Origin of the sequence: Siphonobacter sp. SORGH_AS_1065 (genome assembly GCF_030818595.1) — a bacterium.
Lineage (GTDB): Bacteria > Bacteroidota > Bacteroidia > Cytophagales > Spirosomataceae > Siphonobacter.
This window is the reverse complement of record NZ_JAUTAM010000008.1, coordinates 216,055-233,922: the sequence shown is the minus strand read 5'-3', so window position 1 is coordinate 233,922 and position 17,868 is coordinate 216,055. Positions and strand designations below refer to the sequence as shown.

The window sequence follows — 17,868 nt, the reverse complement described above, 5'->3', positions numbered from 1 at the left end:
TGGTTATTTAGTGATAACGTAGAAATAGCGAGCTTAAAAATGAATTAAAATACGCATTTCCGCTGGCGGATGGCTGAGAAAAAGAGTTCAGTATACAAACTCAAAACTTGAACCATGAAAGGATTAGCTTGTATTGCTCTATTAACCATTTCAAATGCCTTTATGACGCTGGCCTGGTACGGACATTTGCAGGTAAAGCAATGGCCCCAACTGGCGAAACTATCTTTATTCGGCATCATTGCCCTGAGCTGGGGCTTAGCCTTCTTTGAATACGTATTCCAGGTGCCTGCCAACCGCATTGGCTCGGACGAGACGGGAGGGCCCTTTTCTCTCTTCCAATTGAAAATCATTCAGGAAGTAGTCTCCCTGACGGTGTTTACGCTGATGACGGTATATCTGTTTAAAACGGATCGACTGGCCTGGAACCATGCCGTTGGGTTTGTCTTTTTAGTAATTGCGGTGTTTTTCATTTTCAAGAAATGGTAAGCTCTTCTACCGTTACTCCGCAGCCTTCCCGGCAAAGTTTGTCGGCACTGGACAAAGCCAATTTTCTACTCGCCGACGTTCGCGATGGTATGGGCCCTTATCTGGCTATTTATCTGATGGTCAGCTTAAAATGGAAGCCTCAGGACATTGGCATTGCCATGTCCGTAATGGGTATTACAACCGTAGTAATGCAAACGCCCGCTGGGATACTGGTGGATCGTACGACACGAAAAAAGTTGTTTACGATACTGGCTTCCGGTTTAATGGCCGTGGCCGCTCTGCTTACCATCCTGCTGCCCAGTTACCCCGTCATTATGGGTAGTCAGGTGTTAATGGGCATTTCTGCTGCCTGGTTTACACCCGCCGTGGCCGCGATCACGCTTGGACTGGTGGGCCATCAGGCTCTGGATGCCCGTATTGGTCGCAACGAAACGTTTAATCATGCGGGTAATGTCGTAGCGGCTTTGCTGGCGGGTACGATTGGTTACTTTCTAAGCAGTAAGGGAATTTTCGTGTTGTTGGCCCTGATGTCCGTTTTAAGCAGCTTAAGTATCTGGCAAATCAAGAGCGAAGAGATCAATGACGAGCTAGCCCGCGGCAGTGGGGAAGCCAACGAGAGCGAGGCAAGCCCATGGAAATCATTATTGGCCAAGCCTTCTCTGTTGCTTTTTGCTTTGGCTTGTGTGTTGTTTCATTTTGCTAATGCTGCTATGTTACCCTTACTGGGGCAGCGTCTCTCCCTGAAAGCCGATGCTGGAGGAGCCTCACTGTATATGTCGGCCTGTATCATCGTTGCACAAGTTGTCATGATTCCCGTCAGTGCCTGGGTGGGGAAGAAGGCTTCGTCGGGCCGCAAACGGTTGTTACTGATCGCTTTTCTGGTTTTGCCGATTCGAGGCGTACTCTATACTCTTACCAGCGATGAAGTATTACTGGTATGCATTCAGATTTTGGATGGGGTTGGAGCCGGAATTTTTGGCGTATTATCCATTCTCATCGTATCGGATTTAACGCAGGGGTCTGGTTTATTTAACACCGTTCAGGGAGCCATTGCTACGGCGGTGGGGCTAGGAGCTTCGTTAAGTAATGCGTTTGCGGGCTTTTTACTTCAACGGAGTAATTTTCAAACGGTTTTTCTGGTCCTCGCCGCCATTGCCCTCGCCGCTCTTATCCTCGTCTGGCTGGGCGTTCCTGAAACGCAGAAGTCCAGTGAAAAAGCTCAGGTTGCCTAGGCTATTACTTACAATGCAGCCCGTCATCCAGAGCGAAGCGAAGGACCTTACTTAGTGGTTGGCTTTGTTTCTTGTGGGCAAGTTTTCTATTTTCCTACCGCAGTCGCTTGGCCCTGCCGAGCGACAAAGCGGAGTGCAGGCCTCTGGCCGATGGCAGTCAAAGCATTTTAGGTTAGGCAAATCTTTTGCTTTTTAGTAAATTTCTTAGCCTCAGACGGCCAGAGGCCTACCGCTATGCGGTCACTCGGCAGAGCCGAGCGACTGCGGAATACTTTCTTTCCTGTCATCCAGAGCGAAGCGAAAGACCTTACTTAGTAGTCGGCTTCGTTCCTATGTTGGTAAGCTTTCTACCTTCCGTAATTGTTGGGCAAAGCTGAGCGACCGCGGAGATAAGGATTCTCATAAAACCAAGAAGAGGTTCATTCAAAATCGAATGAACCCCTTCTTGGTTTTCAAAAGTTACCCGCGATGGTAAGTTTCAGCCCATTTTTTCAATTGTCGCTGATGAGCTTCCGTTAATTGGCCGGGAATTAATCGCCATTTCCAGCACGCTTCGTTCCCGGCTGGCGTGTTCATACGGGCGGATTCGTCTAGTCCCAACACATCCTGTACGGGAAGTATGGCGGTTTGAGCTACCGACGAATACACCATGCGAATGAGAACAAAGTGAATGGTTTCTTCTTTTAAAGGTCCACCCAGGTATTCTTCCAGTCGGCGATGGTCATCGGGGCTTAAATCGTTGCGGTACCAGCCTTTGGTCGTATTATTATCATGGGTTCCCGTATAGGCAATGCTTAAGGGAGAATGATTATGCACGATGTTCACCGAGTAAGGCATGTCTTCGCTGAATGCAAAATGCAGCACTCGCATCCCCGGTAGCACACAGGCATCGCGGAGTTCGTACACGTCCGTTCCGATATCGCCGAGGTCTTCTGCTACGAGAGGAAGACTGCCGAGTTTTTCCCGAAGCACGTCAAAGAACGCAGTACCGGGCCCGGGTTTCCATTCGCCATTTTTAGCCGATTTTTCCTGAGCGGGAACTTCCCAGTAACTGGCAAAAGCCCGGAAGTGGTCGAGCCTCAGCAAGTCGTACAGTTCCATATTCTTGCTGATTCGATTGAGCCACCAGTCGTATTTTCGGGCTTTCAGAACATCCCAGCGATAAATGGGCATGCCCCAGCGTTGACCATCTTCGTTGAAATAGTCCGGTGGTACGCCCGCTACACAGGTCATATTCCGCTCTTCGTCGAGATGGAAAATCTCAGGATTAGCCCAGACGTCTACCGAATCATAACTCGGATAAAAGGGTAAGTCCCCAAAGAGCTTCACATTCCGAATGTTACTGTATCGCCGAAGCTGATGCCACTGCCGGAAGAAAATAAACTGAATCCATTGCTGATAAACCAGAGCCTCCGCCTGTTCTTCCCGGAATTGTTGTAGGGTAACCGCGTCGCGAAGTTTAAAGGACTCGGACCATTCGTGCCAGGGCTTATGATCTTGTTGTTGCTTGATGACTACATACAGCACAAAATCATCCAGCCATTCGGCTTCGTTTTGGCAAAAATTTTCAAACTCTCGTTTCAGTAAAGGCCGTTTTTGGTACTGGGCATAGGCCTGTTCCAGCAATTGATGCTTCAATGCCAGAGCCTGCTCAAAATCCGCCTCGGGCGTTTCCATAATTCGGTATTCCGATAAATCACCCAATAAGCCCTCGGCCTGTAATAGCTCAGGGCTAATCAGCATGGGGTTACCGGCCCGGCTGGAAATGGAACTGTACGGCGAAAAACCCTGGTCTGCTCCGGTTGGGTTAAGCGGTAATAACTGCCAGTACGTCTGTTTACTCTTGCTCAGAAAATCAGCGAATTTATACGCCTCAGGTCCTAAATCGCCTACCCCGAAAGCAGAGGGCAATGAAGTGACTGCCAATAATAACCCCGCCGAACGATCCCGAATGTCGGGCTGACCTTTGAGTAAGGCCAGCGGTAACTCACTGAATAAATCCTGAACGAGCCACTCAGAAGTGAGGGACGCCGAACCCAGCAGGTTTTGCCAGTTTTGAGGAGCGTCTTCGGGAATAATCACGCGGGTGTCTTTCCAGTCAATTTCCAGTACTTCATGAATGGAGCCAATCTGAGCCGCGTGCAGCGGAACCGCCACGACGTACCAGTTTTGCTTGTACCGACGGGCAAAAGCCAGCACGTGATCCTTGTAGGTACCTTCAACTGTTAAGGGCAGATAAAGTCCCTCGGTGAAAGTATCGACGTTTTCTTTGCGTTCCTGAAATAACGCATGCGTTAACCAAAGCTTGATTTGGCCCGAATAGCGGTGCTGCCATAAAGCCCGCCAATCGAGCGACTCGATGTCATTCAGGTATTGTTCCCGTAATGAATAGTCAACCGGACGGCGGTTATCAGGATCTACCAGACTTAAATCCCAAAGTTCCGTTCCCTGATATACGTCAGGAACACCGGGCGAAGTGAATTTCAGTAAGGTTTGCGAAAGTGAATTGACAATGCCCCAATCGCAAACGCTGCGATGAAATCCTTCGAAGGTCTTATAAAAATCGCTGGATTTGTTGAGTAAGGAAGACGCAAAATCCTTGGCTGCCTGCTCGTAATTTTCATTCGGTTGCGTCCAGCCAGAATTCACTTTTCCTTCCCGCAGAGCCTTAGGTAAGTATTCGTGCAAACGGTTTTCGAAATCATCTTCGTCCTGACCGGGCATGGGATGAGCTCCTACAACTGTCTGGTAAATCAGGTATTGATCGTTCGGTTCCAGTTTCGTTTGCGGGTGCATAGAAAACCAGTTACTAACGGTTTCAATCCATAGTTCTGGCAAATCCGTCAGGGCGTTGAGTCTGGCCCGTACATCTTCCCCGCGTTTCGTATCGTGGGTTGAGGTACCATTCAAGGACAGGGGCCAATGTTCCTGCCGATCCTGCATTAACTCGTGGTAGTGTTCGGAGGTAATCCCAAATTCCTCAACCGAATCACCCACTTCATTATGCCCGATGAAACGGGTATAGGTATACAACAACGTGTCTTCCACACCTTTCGCCATGAGAGGCCCGGAGAACTGCATGCAGCGTTGGTAAAAAGGCAACGCTTCTTCCAGGGCCAACGTCTTTTCGAAGGCACTAATCGAGGTTTTTTTCTCGGGATACTTTTTACGAATAGCCTTGAAAATTTCTTTGTTGGCTTGCTGTTCTTCTTCCCCCAGCGGCCAGGCATTTCCGTAATAGCGATATACCGGGCAATGAATGAGGTAAAGAGCAATGCTGTCTTTCAATGCCTCTTTTTCTAGCATCGGCAAGTTCAGGCTCTCATACAAACGCACCAGGTTATCCAGTTCCCCGCCCATGTGGTCGAGGAGGATCATGGCTTTTTTCTGGTGAATCTGTTCCTGCGTAAGCGTCTGATCACCCGTGAGCCGTTGGTAATACTTCGTAAAAGGTTTCTCAGCGGCCTTATTCGTGAACAGATTATTGACGTATGAAAGAAAATCATACCCCGTATTTCCCTGAATTGGCCAGCTTTCATTCAGTTTTTCGCCGGGTTCCAGAATTTTCTCAACGGTAATGTACGTTTTCGGTCCGGCTAAATCCCGAAGTTGTTCGAGGTAACTGCTGGGGTCATACAAGCCATCGATGTGGTCAATGCGTAAGCCCTGAAAAACACCCGTATCTACCAGTGTTTGAATGTATTTATGAAAATGCTCAAAAACTTCAGGCTTCTGAATATTCAAACAGATCAAACCATTTACCGTAAAAAAGCGGCGGAAGTTGATTTGCTTATCTGTTTCGGCATAATGACAAAGTCGAAAGAACTGGTTTTTAGCCAGTTCTAGCAACTGTTCCTTTGACTGGTTAATCTTTTTCAACTGGGCTTCAATGGCGGCCACGAGCTCTCCATCTTCCTGCAAAGGCTGAAGTAATAATTCACTCAACTGAACGCCATACAAACCATTGTCCGTAATGTCTTCGAGTTTTTGGAGCGAATCAAGTAACGTTTTTGCCGCCGGAATCTTCTCCAGAATACTGGCGTAACTGGCAGGATTAACCGGGAATTCTGATTCGTCGTATAAATTCCAAACCAGTTGACCTCGGCGATAGGCCAATTGCAACTGATTTTCCTGGATTACCTTTTCCAGCGTATCGCCCAGAAAGGGGGCCATGATCTGCCCGGGACTTACCGGGTTGTCCCAGTCAATGTCGAAAAAATCGGCATAGACCGAACGTTTGCCTTTTTGAAATACGTCCCAGATCCAGAGGTTAGCCGGGCTATAGGCCATGTGGTTCGGCACAATATCCTGTAACCACTGGAAACCTTCTTCGTGAATTTCCTGAGAAATGCGTTCAAAATCTGCTTCATTACCGATTTCCGGGTTAATGCGATGCGGATTGAGCCCGTCGTACCCGTGCGTGCTGCCGGGTGTGGATTCAAAAATGGGCGAAGCATAAATCGTGCTAACGCCCAGTTTTTTCAGGTAAGGAATAATCGCTTCGAATTCTTTCAGCGAAAAGTCCTTATGAAACTGAAAGCGGTACGTGGCGATGGGGTTATTCATGGGAATAAATTAAAATCGATTCGGGTTGAAGAGTTAATTCGCTACGGGCCTGAAGTTCATCGGGAGAAGCTTTCTCGCCACCCCATTGAGGGTCCGCAGAATCAAGACATTTTTTCCAAATGGGAGCCTGATCAGAAACGGTAATGACGTAAGGATCAGAAGAAAAATTCATGCAAATCAAAAGCTGTTGCGGACCTTCCCAGCGACGCACGACGATGACATCTTTGGCTTCGTCGACCGTAACCTCCATATTCCGTCGATCTGCTTTGCGAATCAGGGCATGGTCCTTGCGAATCTGGATGAGCTGCTTGTAATAGTTGTAAAGCGTGTGATGAATGTGATCCTGCTGTAAGCCCCACTCAAGTTTAGACTGATCGAACGTATCCTGAATGGTAGGGTCGGGGGCTTCTCCTTCGCCATGAAAGGCTGCGAACTCCCGCTTTCTTCCTTCGCGAACCGCCGTTGAAAGTTCCGGGTCGGTATGATCGGTAAAGTAGAGGAAGGGCCGGGATTCTGCCCATTCTTCGCCCATGAATAGCAAGGGTAAAAATGGACTTGTGATTACGGAGCCAGCCATTAACTTCAGCATCTCGAAATTCGTCAACTGACTCGACCGATCTCCATTCATGCGGTTTCCGATGTGATCGTGGTTTTGAGAAAAAACCACGAACTGATGACTCGGGAACGGGTCCGTTGGGGTACCAAACGTTTTATTTCTTCGGAAGGTGTATTCTCCTGTGTGTACGTAAGCATTCTGGTAGGCTTTGGCAAAGGCTGCCGTTCCGTCCATGTCGGCGTAATAGCCCGTACGCTCGCCTCCGGCTGATACCCGAAGGGCATGATGAAATTCATCACTCCACTGGGCGTCCATGCCGTAACCTCCCTTTTCAAACGAGTTAATGAACCGCGTATCGTTTAACTCCATCTCTACGATCAGGTAATGATTTCGGCCCGTTTGCTGGGAAAGCTCATTCACGTATTGCTTGATTTCTTTCAGAATATGCACCGGACTAAAATCCCGAATGGCATGAACCGCATCAAGCCTTAACCCATCGATATGAAAATCGCGGAACCACATCAATGCGTTTTCGATGAAGTAGTCGCGAACGCCATCGCTCCATTCATCATCGAAATTGATAGCTTCGCCCCAAGGCGTCAGGTATTGCTTGGTAAAGTAAGGGCCGTATAAAGAGAAGTAGTTTCCATCTGGCCCCATGTGGTTATAGACTACGTCCAAAACGACGGCAATGCCTTTTTCGTGACAGGCATTAACCAAATGCTTTAAGCCTTCAGCTCCACCGTAAGAATCCTGAACGGCAAAGGGATATACTCCATCATAACCCCAGTTCCGTTTACCAGGAAATTGAGCAACCGGCATCAATTCAATGGCCGTTATGCCTAAATCAACCAGGTAATCCAGTTTGGATTCAACGCCAGCAAAGGTGCCTGCTTCTGAAAACGTACCGACGTGAAGTTCGTAGAAAATGTAATCTTCGAGGTTTGGGTTTTTCCAGGACTGGTCGGTCCAGTCATACGAGCCAATGTCGAGAGCTCTGGAAGATCCGTGGACGCCGTAAGGCTGGCTGATGGAAGCCGGATCGGGAACGTGGCGACCGTCGTTGAGAACAAACTGATATAAATCGCCAGGTTTTAATTCAGGGGTGGTTAATTCCCAATAGCCAAATTTATCTTTCTGTAACGGATACATCGTCCGTGTTTGGTCCAGATAAATTTCTACTGATTCAAGCAGGGGGGCCCACACCACAATGTGGGCCTCTCCTGCCTGATTGAAATTCACCCCAAGGCTGCGAGCACTCAGGTCTATTTCTTTCATGGTTAATGAGTCGAAAGCGGGCTTTTCAGTACAACGACTGATCGGCCTTCTACGGTTATCTTTTCTCCGTTATCGTATTTTTCTCCATTCTCATCGACGTAGTTGTTGTAGCTATCCACCACTTTCACCCAGTTACCGCCCCATTTTTTTGATGGAATCTGGTATTCAATGGGTTCATAGTGAGCGTTGAAAAGCACGTAAAAACTGTCGTCAAGAATTCGTTCACCTTTGTCACTGACCGACTTAATAGCGTGACCACTCAAATACACGCCCAGTGATTTAGCGTAACCGTTTTGCCAGTCTTCATCACTCATTTCGTTGCCGTCGGGCAGGAACCAAGCAATATCCTCGCGATCTGTTCCCTGAACGGGCTGACCTTTAAACCAGCCTCTACGGCAGAATACGGGGTGATCCTGGCTAAACTTGATGATTTTCTTGGTGTATTCCAGCAGGTCCACATCCTGGTTATCCCAGTGGAGCCAGGAAATTTCGTTGTCCTGGCAGTAGGCGTTGTTGTTACCTCCCTGCGTACGGCCAAACTCATCCCCAGCCACCAACATCGCTACCCCTTGCGAGAGGAAAAGCGTGGTCAGGAAATTACGTTTTTGCTGTTGACGTAACTTATTGATTTCTTCGTCATCCGTTGGGCCTTCAACGCCACAGTTCCAGGAGCGGTTATGGCTTTCTCCGTCATTATTATCCTCACCATTGGCTTCGTTATGTTTGTCATTGTAACAAACCAGATCGTTGAGGGTAAAGCCGTCATGAGCGGTAATGAAGTTGATACTTGCCGTTGGGCTGCGGTAATCTTCACGGTATAAATCAGGGCTGCCCAGGAAGCGGCTGGCAAATTCGCCGAGCTTACTGTCTGCACCTCTCCAGTAATCACGCACGCAATCCCGGTACATGCCATTCCATTCGGCCCAGCCGGGAGGGAACTTACCCACCTGATAACCGCCTTCACCTACATCCCAGGGTTCTGCGATGAGTTTTGACTGCGAGATGATAGGGTCTTGATAGATGACGTCAAAGAAAGAATTCAGTTTATCAACGTCGTGTAAACCACGAGCCAGCGTTGAGGCTAAATCAAAGCGGAACCCATCTACGTGCATCTCCTGAACCCAGTAACGAAGGCTGTCCATGATTAAACGCAGAACGTTAGGTTGCATCACGTTGAGCGTATTACCCGTACCCGTGTAATCATTGTAGTAACGACCTTCGTGCAAACGGTAATAAGCCGCATTGTCGATACCTTTGAACGAGAGCGTTGGACCTTTTTCGTTACCTTCTGCCGTATGGTTATATACGACGTCAAGAATTACTTCAATGCCGGCCTTGTGAAGCTCTTTCACCATCGTTTTGAACTCGGTAACCTGCTCGCCGCGTACCCCTGAACTGGAGTATTCTGCGTCAGGAGAGAAGAACCCGATGGAGTTATAACCCCAGTAATTCTTCAGCCCTTTTTCAATCAGATGGCTGTCGTTAATGAACGAGTGAATGGGCATTAACTCTACCGCGGTGACACCCAGTTCTTTCAGGTATTTGATGGTAACAGGATGTCCCAGGGCTGCGTAAGTACCCCGGATTTCTTCGGGAATTTCGGGATGTAACTGCGTAAAGCCTTTTACGTGCGTTTCGTAAACAATCGTGTGGTTGTAAGGAATCTTGGGGAACGTATCGTCTTCCCAGTCGAAATTCGTGTCAATAACCACTGATTTAGGCACGTAAGGAGCACTGTCACTCTCACTGAAAGTCAGGTCTTCTTCGCCCATTTGGTACGAGAAAAGTGACTCGTTCCATTCGACGGTACCCGCTAAAGCCTTCGTATAGGGATCGATTAATAATTTGTTACGATTGAATCGGTGACCGTTTTCAGGTTCATAGGGACCGTCTACCCGATAGCCGTACAATTGTCCGGGTTTTAGTCCTGGAATGTAAACGTGCCAGATGTGATAGGCTCGTTCCAGTAAAGGAATGGTAGTAGTTTCAGACTGACCAGAAATTTCATCAAACAGACATAAATCAATTGCTGTGGCATTTTCTGCAAAAATGGCAAAGTTTACACCTTCACCATCATATGTTGCCCCTAGCGGAAAAGGAGAGCCAGGGTAAGTAGTAGTGGACTTCATTCGTTGGGTTTCGTATAGTTTAAGTTGACTATAAGATTAGCCTTGTTTGGTTGATTACGTTATAACAGGCATTTCCTAAGTACACTTTATTAGTTAAAAAACTAGTGGCAATAACCGCGTCAATCATAATTGTAGAAAATTGAGGAAAAATGGGTATGACCTCAGCGAACTTACCAAAAAGTTTCTAGTTTGTTTCTAGGGATTCACCCATGTATACTGCCACGCTCCAGGGTAATAATTGTATTGACGTATTAGCATATACGTTTTCTGGGAAAGTCTTTTCATGCGTGGATTCACTAAAACGAGTTTCGTAGGAGTGAACAAGCAAATCCCATTGTTCGCATCTATGCGGAACCTTTGCCTCTACTTGCTGATCGGACAGATTAAAAAAGGCAGTCAGGTAATGCGTACCCGATGAATTCTGACGAATTAACACAAAGCCAGATTCATCAATGGTTTGTACCTGGGTAGAACTCCGGCTGAAGTTTTGAAGAATGGGCTGGGTTTTACGAAGCTGAATCAGAGCCTGATACCACTCAAGCATTTGCTGATGTTTCCCTTCTTTTCGCTGATCCCAGTTCAATACCGAATCCTGAAAGGTTTTTTCATCCTGAGGATCGGGCGGTACTTGCTGTTTCCCTTCATTGAATGATTTGAAGTCTTCTTTACGACCCTTCTGTACCATTTCAATTAATTCCGGCTTGGAATGACTGATGAAGTATAAAAAAGGCGTTTGGGCGGCATATTCCTCGCCCATGAACAACATCGGAACGCAGGGGCTCAGCATCATGGCGGCAGCGGCTACTTTGAGTCGATCTGCACTTAGTAACATCGACAATCGTTCGCCGAGGAGTCGGTTTCCCGCCTGATCGTGGTTATCAATAAACGCGATAAACTGGTGCCCGGGTAAACTAACGGAGGAGGCTCCAAATCTTCGTTTGCGGACCTTATTGAATTCTCCACTGTGCACAAAACCATCGGTATAGGCTTTGGCTAGCTGGTCCATCCGGCCAAAATCAGGGTAACGTTTCAGTCCTTCTTTTTCATCAATGATGGAATAGAGGGAATGATGAAAATCGTCAAACCACTGAGCCGTGAAGCCCCAGCCACCCGTATCTACCGATTTTAATACTTTCGGGTCATTCAAATCACTTTCGGCAATGAGTACAACCAATCGACCCAGGCGTAGCTCCAGTTCATGAACTTTCTCGTGAAGCAATTGCCAGAAGTTAACCGCACTTTGATCGAAAATAGTGTGAATGGCGTCAAATCGCAGGCCATCTACGTGGAATTCTTCAATCCAGTATAGGGCATTCAAAATAAAGAATTCTTTGACGGCATCACTCCAGGCACCGTCCAGATTCATGGCTCCTCCCCAGGGCGTACAGTATTTGTCGGTGTGGTAAGGGCCAAATTCTTCCAGGTAATTTCCTTCGGGACCCACGTGATTATACACCACATCGAGGTAGACGGCAATGCCTTCCGCGTGGCAGGCATCCACCAGTTTTTTGAAACCCTCCGGCCCGCCGTACGTATTTTGAACGGCATACAGAAACACGCCGTCATACCCCCAATTGCGACCGCCAGGGAATTGGGCGATGGGCATAATCTCGATGGCATTAACGCCAAAAGCTTTTAATTCTTTCAGTCGTGGGATAATGGCTTCGAAGGTGCCTTCCGGCGTAAAGGTACCAACGTGTAATTCATACAGAATCACCTCCGGAAAAGGCACCCCTTTCCAGGTTTGATCCTGCCATTGGTAAGTACGATGGTTAATGACTTCGGAAGGACCATGAACGCCTTCGGGCTGAAATTGAGAAGCAGGATCGGGGTAATGATGCTTATTTTCAGGACGGAAAAAGTAACGGGCACCGGGTTCAATTTCCGAAAGAGTGAGCTCAAAATAACCAGATCGGGATTTAGTCATGGGCAGAATTTCTTCTTTCGGATGCACTAACTCCAGCATCATCTGCTCTTTCTCGGGAGCCCAGACCGTAAAGGTACACGAGCCATTGCCTTGATAATGAGAGCCTACTTTTTTCATAGGAAACAGTTGAAGAATTGATTATGGTAAGGTAAAGGAATAAAAAGTAAGGCGTTAATGTAAACGAATAATAATTCCCTGATCGCCGCTGAGAGCAAAGTAGCTGTCTACCTCCTGTCCTTCTTCTTCGGGAAGGGTGGAGAGGACGATGGTTCCCTTAAACGCATCGTGTTCGGGTTTGAAATAAGCGGGGCGGTGTGTCAGGTTTAGTACGATCAGAAAAGCCGGAGCATTTTCATGCGTTCGCTTATAGGCCAGAATCTGTTGATCTGAATAAACCGGAATGTAATCACCAGCGGTAAAAGAAAGTTCTTTCTGTCGCAGGTCAATCAGTCTTTTATAGAGGGTTAACATGGAGAAAGGGTTGTCTTTCTCTGATTCCACATTTAGACGTCGATAGGTACTGGAAAGCCGAAGCCAGGGTTTTTCGGAACTAAATCCAGCGTAGGTGGAGGCATTCCACTGCATCGGCGTTCGGGCAGGATCCCGGCTGAGGTTTTTATCGGGCATGTTCAGCCCTTGTGGGTCCTGTACTTCTGAAAACGGAATCGGAACATCCTGCATACCAATTTCGTCTCCGTAATAAATGGTCGGTGTACCCCGTAACGTCAGCAGTAACAACGCCGCTACCCGAGCCTGTTGCAAGCCTACGCGGCTGGTAATGCGGGGTTGATCGTGGTTCCCCAGCACCCAGTTTGGCCAGCCGTATTCGGGTAAGGCTCCTTCGTACTGACTGATGGCTGCCGCCAATTGAGTAGCATTCCAGGGGAGGTTAAGGAGCTGGAAGTTAAAGGGTAAATGGGCTCCCGAGCCGTTTTCCCCGTAATAAGTCACCAGTTTATGAACGGGCAGATAGATTTCACCGATCATCATTCGCTCCTCGTAAGCGTCCAGTACTTCCCGCATCTGGCGAACGATGTCGTGTACTTCGGGCTGGTCGGTAGAGTACACCGCTAATAACTGATCGACCGTAGCCTGATGCGGCTGATAGTCAGGGTTAATCGGATTATTACGGAAATGAGCGTCCTTCACCATGTGCCACATCACATCTACCCGAAAGCCGTCAATGCCTTTTTTCAGCCAGTAGTGCATGACATTCATCATGGCTTCCCGCACCTCGGGGTTTCGCCAGTTCAGATCAGGCTGTTCTTTTAAAAACGCGTGGTAGTAATACTGCTGAGTGGTTTCGTCCCATTCCCAGGCGGTGCCCCCGAACATAGCAAGCCAGTTATTCGGTTCCGAACCATCGGGTAATGCATCTTTCCAGATGTACCAGTCGCGTTTGGGGTTATCTCGGGAAGATTTCGATTCCAGAAACCAGGGGTGCTGATCAGAAGTATGATTAGGGACAAGGTCAAGAATCAGTTTCATACCCCGCCGGTGCACTTCTTCCAGTAATTGGTCAAAATCGTCCATTGATCCAAAAATGGGATGAATTCCCTGGTAATCAGATATGTCGTAGCCATAGTCGGCCATCGGTGAAGGATAAATAGGGGAAAGCCATACGGCCTGGATACCCAGCCATTTTAAATAATCCAGCCGATTAATGACACCTTGCAAATCACCAATTCCGTCGGCATTGCTATCCTGAAAAGAGCGGGGATAGATTTGGTAAATTATACCCGATTGCCACCATAGTTGCTGACTTTTCACTTGAGATTGGGAGGCCATTCCGTACGGAGTCATTTCATTCAAAGGTTGTTTTGAGCCTTATCGTAAAAAAACTATTCTTCCGTCTCGATGGGTGGTAACCAGTTCTGATCTCCACACTGGGGACATTTATCTTCCGTAGTAGATTTCTCGGGCATGTGGTTCCCGCAGTTTTTACACACCATAATGTCCTCTGATTTTTTCTGCTCATCTACTAACTTTTTGTCCCAGTTAGGGATTACGGAAAGCCCAGGAATGGGAGGCTCTTCCTTAATCAGCGTAAACTTGCCGTTTGCTTCCAGATAGAGTCGTCGAACCTGACCCAGATGTAAAAGCCCTTCCGAGCGAAGTTGGGCAAAGAGGCGTTCGCGGGTAATGCGACTTCTTCTCATCTGCTCCAGATTTAGGATGCCATTCTGTACCAGAATATCGATTTCATCCTGCGTAATGGCTTCAAAGCGTTCATTACGCGAAGCAATTCGGGCAATTAGCCGTTGCCCCAATACGATGATAATGGCGATGGCCACCGCCGGTAACAAGCCCCGGTCCGGGGATAACACCGGCATACCGATAGCCGCAGCCAGGGAGGTCAGGGCTGCCATTTCGTTACGGTTCATCTGAGAAGCCATTCGCCGACCCATGAAACGCATGGATACCATGAGCAGCAGGTACGTGAAAGCCATGCGGAGCAGGATTTCGAAAAAATAATCCACGGGCAGCTCGCCCATCAGAATCCGCATCCAGTCGGTAATGTGTATATCTTCGGGTTTCATGGCGAAAGTCTATAAAACGGCATCTGCCCAATCGCTGGATTGGCAGGTGGGGCAAGGGTTGGATTTCTCTGATTTAGGCACACTCTGTCCACAAAAGCTACAGGCAACGGTATCATCCAGCACGTTCTGAATGTTGTGTATTTCTTCGTCGGCTACATTGGGAGGTAAGGTAGACAGACCGGGTAGGGCTTCTTTTCGCTCATAAATGCTGAATAAACCCGAAGCTTCGAGGTACACCCGTTTCGCCTGTCCCAGATTATACACACTTTTTCGGCGAAGTTCCGTAAAAAGCTGTTGCCGGGAAACGCGGTTGCCCGCCAGGCTATCCACCTGAATAACCCCGTCAATCACCAGAACGCTCACCGTGCCCTGCATGATTTTTTCGATCTTCTTGTTATTAAACCCCCAGAGAGTCGTCAGCCGTTGATACACCAGAGCACAGATCATGGCAAATATTCCCAGGGCAATTCCCCGATCTGGAGCCTGCATGGAGGGAGAGATGATGGCCCCTGTAGTTAGCATTACGGCCATTTCCGTGATGGAAAGTTGCCCATTCATGCGTTTCCCGAGAAAACGCATGATGATCAATAAGAAGAGGTAAATGAATAAAGTACGGAACAGTACTTCAATGAAGAATTCTGGTGGGGCCATTCCCCAGAGAATTCGTTCCCAGTCGCTTAGATGAATCTCATCCTTTTTCATAGATAGTGCGGGCCGCCCGTGTGGGAGCAGAGCGGATGCTAAAAAAAAGGATGCCTATTTTATTGAGGCAGGTTGATGTACTATTATTTAATATGTTAACTTACTGATTACTAGTTAATTAAAGAAAACAATTTTCTATTACCTATTTTTTATGATAACCTCCGTCGCTATTGGGGTATAATAAGGTAAGTACTGCTTGTACTATTCAGCCTTCAACCTTTGTGTAAAAAGTCCCCCGAACAACCGGGGGACTTTTGTTATTTTGTGAGGATAATACCCGTAAATGCCTCTAGTTCAGGTAACACAAATTGAACGGTATCATTTGTATACGTAAAAGGAATGGCCTTACTTTTTCCAAGTTGCTGGATTTTGGAAGGTTTGAAAGATGCCTTTAGGCGGAACGTCAGATTTCGGACGGGTAAAGGTTCGAAGTAGGTATTTCCGCTGAAACCCGTCAGGTTAACCAGGTGTAAAATCAGCCCGTCCGTCGTTTTTTTGGTGAGAGCCGCAGGGGTGTTTTCCGTAAATTCCTGAAGTATCACTTCAACCCGATCTGGAGCATTGGTTTGGATAGCCTTACTCAAATGAGGGTCTAAATGATCAATAAGATCGAGTAAAATGTTTTTATGCTCCTGATAACCGTGCAGGTAATAGAGTCTTCCCAGGTTAACAGGTAACAGAGCATTGACGGCTTTTCCGTAAGGATGTAACCCTAAAGCGTAATAACCCGTAGAATCGTGGCCGCCAATGATTTCGGGTGGACCTGGGCGACCTTTAGCGAGTATGGGTAATTGTTTTTGCGTCTGTTCCGTCCAATCGTATTTTCCCAGATTGAACTTCCACATGATCATTTTCTGACCCGCCAGCCGCCTGAACATGGGTTGATGAACGGGAGTGAGGTAATAACCGCTTCCTTCGGTTTCCATCTGAGTCGTTTTCGCTCCAAATAATTCCCTTAGTGCTTCCGGGTGATCGGATAAACTCCGGTTCGTAGCCACTAAATGAGTGCCGTTGCGACTGAGTTCTTTTAGCACTTCCACCGAGGCGGCGGGCAAAAAGGTAATATCTGGCAAAAGGATCAAGGCATATTTCTTCAAATCTTCCGCTCGCTTCTGAAGCTGAGCATCCTCGATGATGTCATAAGACAAATGGGCTTCCTTCAGCATGAGCTGAATGCCCCGATACTCCTGCATGGGTAAGCCGCTGGGCCAGGAGCCCGGTGCAATCAGAGCAATTTTGGCGGTGGTTTTATACCTTCCAAAGTACTTTTCATGGGCTTTATGAAACCCGTAGACTTCCCGTATTACTTTATAGTTTCGCTCGTCTTCATAATCCTGCATATCGCCCATCATACTTAAATCGAGTCCTGACCCATTGGCGATGTTTTCATACAATCGAATCCTTACCTCGTTGGGCTCCACCGCATTATACCGCGATTGAAACGAAATCTGCTGGATACTGGCATTACTGATGGTGTGATGGGGAAAGGTATGAATAGCGTTATTCACATTATCAGAAGCGGAGTAAGGCCAATAAGGCAGGCTATTCGTCTGTGATTCATGGCGGATGATGTCTACATACTCATCCATATACGTGCAAAGAGCTACGTTTTCATTTTTGGATTTGATCAGCTCATGCAGGCGTTTGGTCCAGTCTTCAACGGTGTATTGCTTAAAGGCTAAATACTTCTGAAAAACCGGATCGGTCTTGTCCTCTTTCGTGGGCAGGGCGAGCCCTTTACTGTACTCCGCAAATCGTTTCTGGTCGTGCTCATTCTGATCAATGCCATGATATACCCCTTCGTAAGGATTATTCACCTGGTAACCCGGCATGTTCAGGAAAATTCCGTCGATGGGAAACGTATCCAGTACTTCCGCAATAATATCAAACGCCTTTTGCTGGACGTAAGGAGCATTGATCGAAACTACTACCATGTCCGTATTGTACACCCGCTCGCCTTTGGGAGAAAGGTAACACCAGTCTGGGTGAGCCTTGAAAATGCTTTCGTGAATACGACTAAAATCAAACCGAACCATAACCTTAATACCGGCAAGGTGACATTGGTCAATGATGTCTTTCATTACCGTTTCTGAACGCAGGTACGGGTTACGGTAATGAAAATCCAGTTGCGTGGGATAGAAAGCCATGATGCCGCCGATGTTAATAATCAACGTATTGGCGAAGCAGCGTTTCAGGTCAGCAACGACAGAATCGGCGTTCAAAGTGGCCGCCTCGGTGGCGGGTAAATTGAACTGAATGGTGCGAAGATTATTGATTTTCCACCAGGGGAAATCGGCAGGCCAGCTCTTCGGCGATTGAGCCATTAAGGCACTGGCCGTAAGTAGTATGGCCAGTACGGAGGTAATAAATCGACACATCATAAATCAGATTTAGAGAGAAGTTACGAAGGTAAAGGAAGGACTGCATTTCAGGGGATTTTCCTGAGAAAAGG

10 protein-coding genes are annotated in these 17,868 nt (G+C 47.6%); 2 read left to right on the top strand and 8 right to left on the bottom strand.

The window, feature by feature from the left end:
* The first annotated feature begins 114 nt into the window (after positions 1–114).
* Together QE390_RS23495 and QE390_RS23490 are read left to right on the top strand one after the other, a co-directional pair.
* Positions 115–486, top strand: a complete 372-nt coding sequence (locus QE390_RS23495) for a DMT family protein (protein WP_106635967.1) — start codon at positions 115–117, stop codon at positions 484–486.
* Positions 480–1,718, top strand: a complete 1,239-nt coding sequence (locus tag QE390_RS23490; protein ID WP_307144156.1) for an MFS transporter — start codon at positions 480–482, stop codon at positions 1,716–1,718. Before QE390_RS23495 ends, QE390_RS23490 begins: the two co-directional genes overlap by 7 nt.
* Before the next feature lie 459 nt (positions 1,719–2,177).
* Here QE390_RS23490 and treY read toward each other — a convergent pair whose 3' ends face one another.
* From treY to QE390_RS23450, 8 genes are all read right to left on the bottom strand, one after another.
* On the bottom strand, positions 2,178–6,284 hold the full coding sequence (gene treY, locus QE390_RS23485) for a malto-oligosyltrehalose synthase (RefSeq protein ID WP_307144155.1): 4,107 nt from the start codon (positions 6,282–6,284) through the stop codon (positions 2,178–2,180).
* On the bottom strand, positions 6,277–8,118 hold the full coding sequence (gene treZ / locus QE390_RS23480; protein WP_307144154.1) for a malto-oligosyltrehalose trehalohydrolase: 1,842 nt from the start codon (positions 8,116–8,118) through the stop codon (positions 6,277–6,279). Before treZ (QE390_RS23480) ends, treY begins: the two co-directional genes overlap by 8 nt.
* A 2-nt stretch (positions 8,119–8,120) precedes the next feature.
* A complete protein-coding gene (glgX, locus tag QE390_RS23475) occupies positions 8,121–10,247 on the bottom strand; it encodes a glycogen debranching protein GlgX (RefSeq protein ID WP_307144153.1) in 2,127 nt (708 codons plus the stop codon).
* A 184-nt stretch (positions 10,248–10,431) separates the two neighbouring features.
* On the bottom strand, positions 10,432–12,291 hold the full coding sequence (gene treZ / locus QE390_RS23470) for a malto-oligosyltrehalose trehalohydrolase (RefSeq protein ID WP_307144152.1): 1,860 nt from the start codon (positions 12,289–12,291) through the stop codon (positions 10,432–10,434).
* A gap of 54 nt (positions 12,292–12,345) precedes the next feature.
* Positions 12,346–13,977 (bottom strand): alpha-amylase family glycosyl hydrolase, encoded by a 1,632-nt coding sequence (locus QE390_RS23465; RefSeq protein WP_307144151.1) that lies wholly within the window; start codon positions 13,975–13,977, stop codon positions 12,346–12,348.
* A 38-nt stretch (positions 13,978–14,015) separates the two neighbouring features.
* The gene (locus tag QE390_RS23460; protein WP_106635958.1) at positions 14,016–14,714 is read right to left on the bottom strand and encodes a YetF domain-containing protein; all 699 of its coding nucleotides are present in this window, start codon (positions 14,712–14,714) and stop codon (positions 14,016–14,018) included.
* Positions 14,715–14,723: 9 nt separating this feature from the next.
* Complete coding sequence (locus QE390_RS23455; RefSeq protein WP_106635957.1) at positions 14,724–15,416, bottom strand: DUF421 domain-containing protein; 693 nt, start codon at positions 15,414–15,416, stop codon at positions 14,724–14,726.
* Between the two features lie 257 nt (positions 15,417–15,673).
* Positions 15,674–17,797 carry an alpha-amylase family protein gene (locus tag QE390_RS23450; protein WP_307144150.1) on the bottom strand — a complete coding sequence of 708 codons (2,124 nt, stop codon included), beginning with the start codon at positions 17,795–17,797 and terminating at the stop codon, positions 15,674–15,676.
* Positions 17,798–17,868 lie beyond the last annotated feature (71 nt).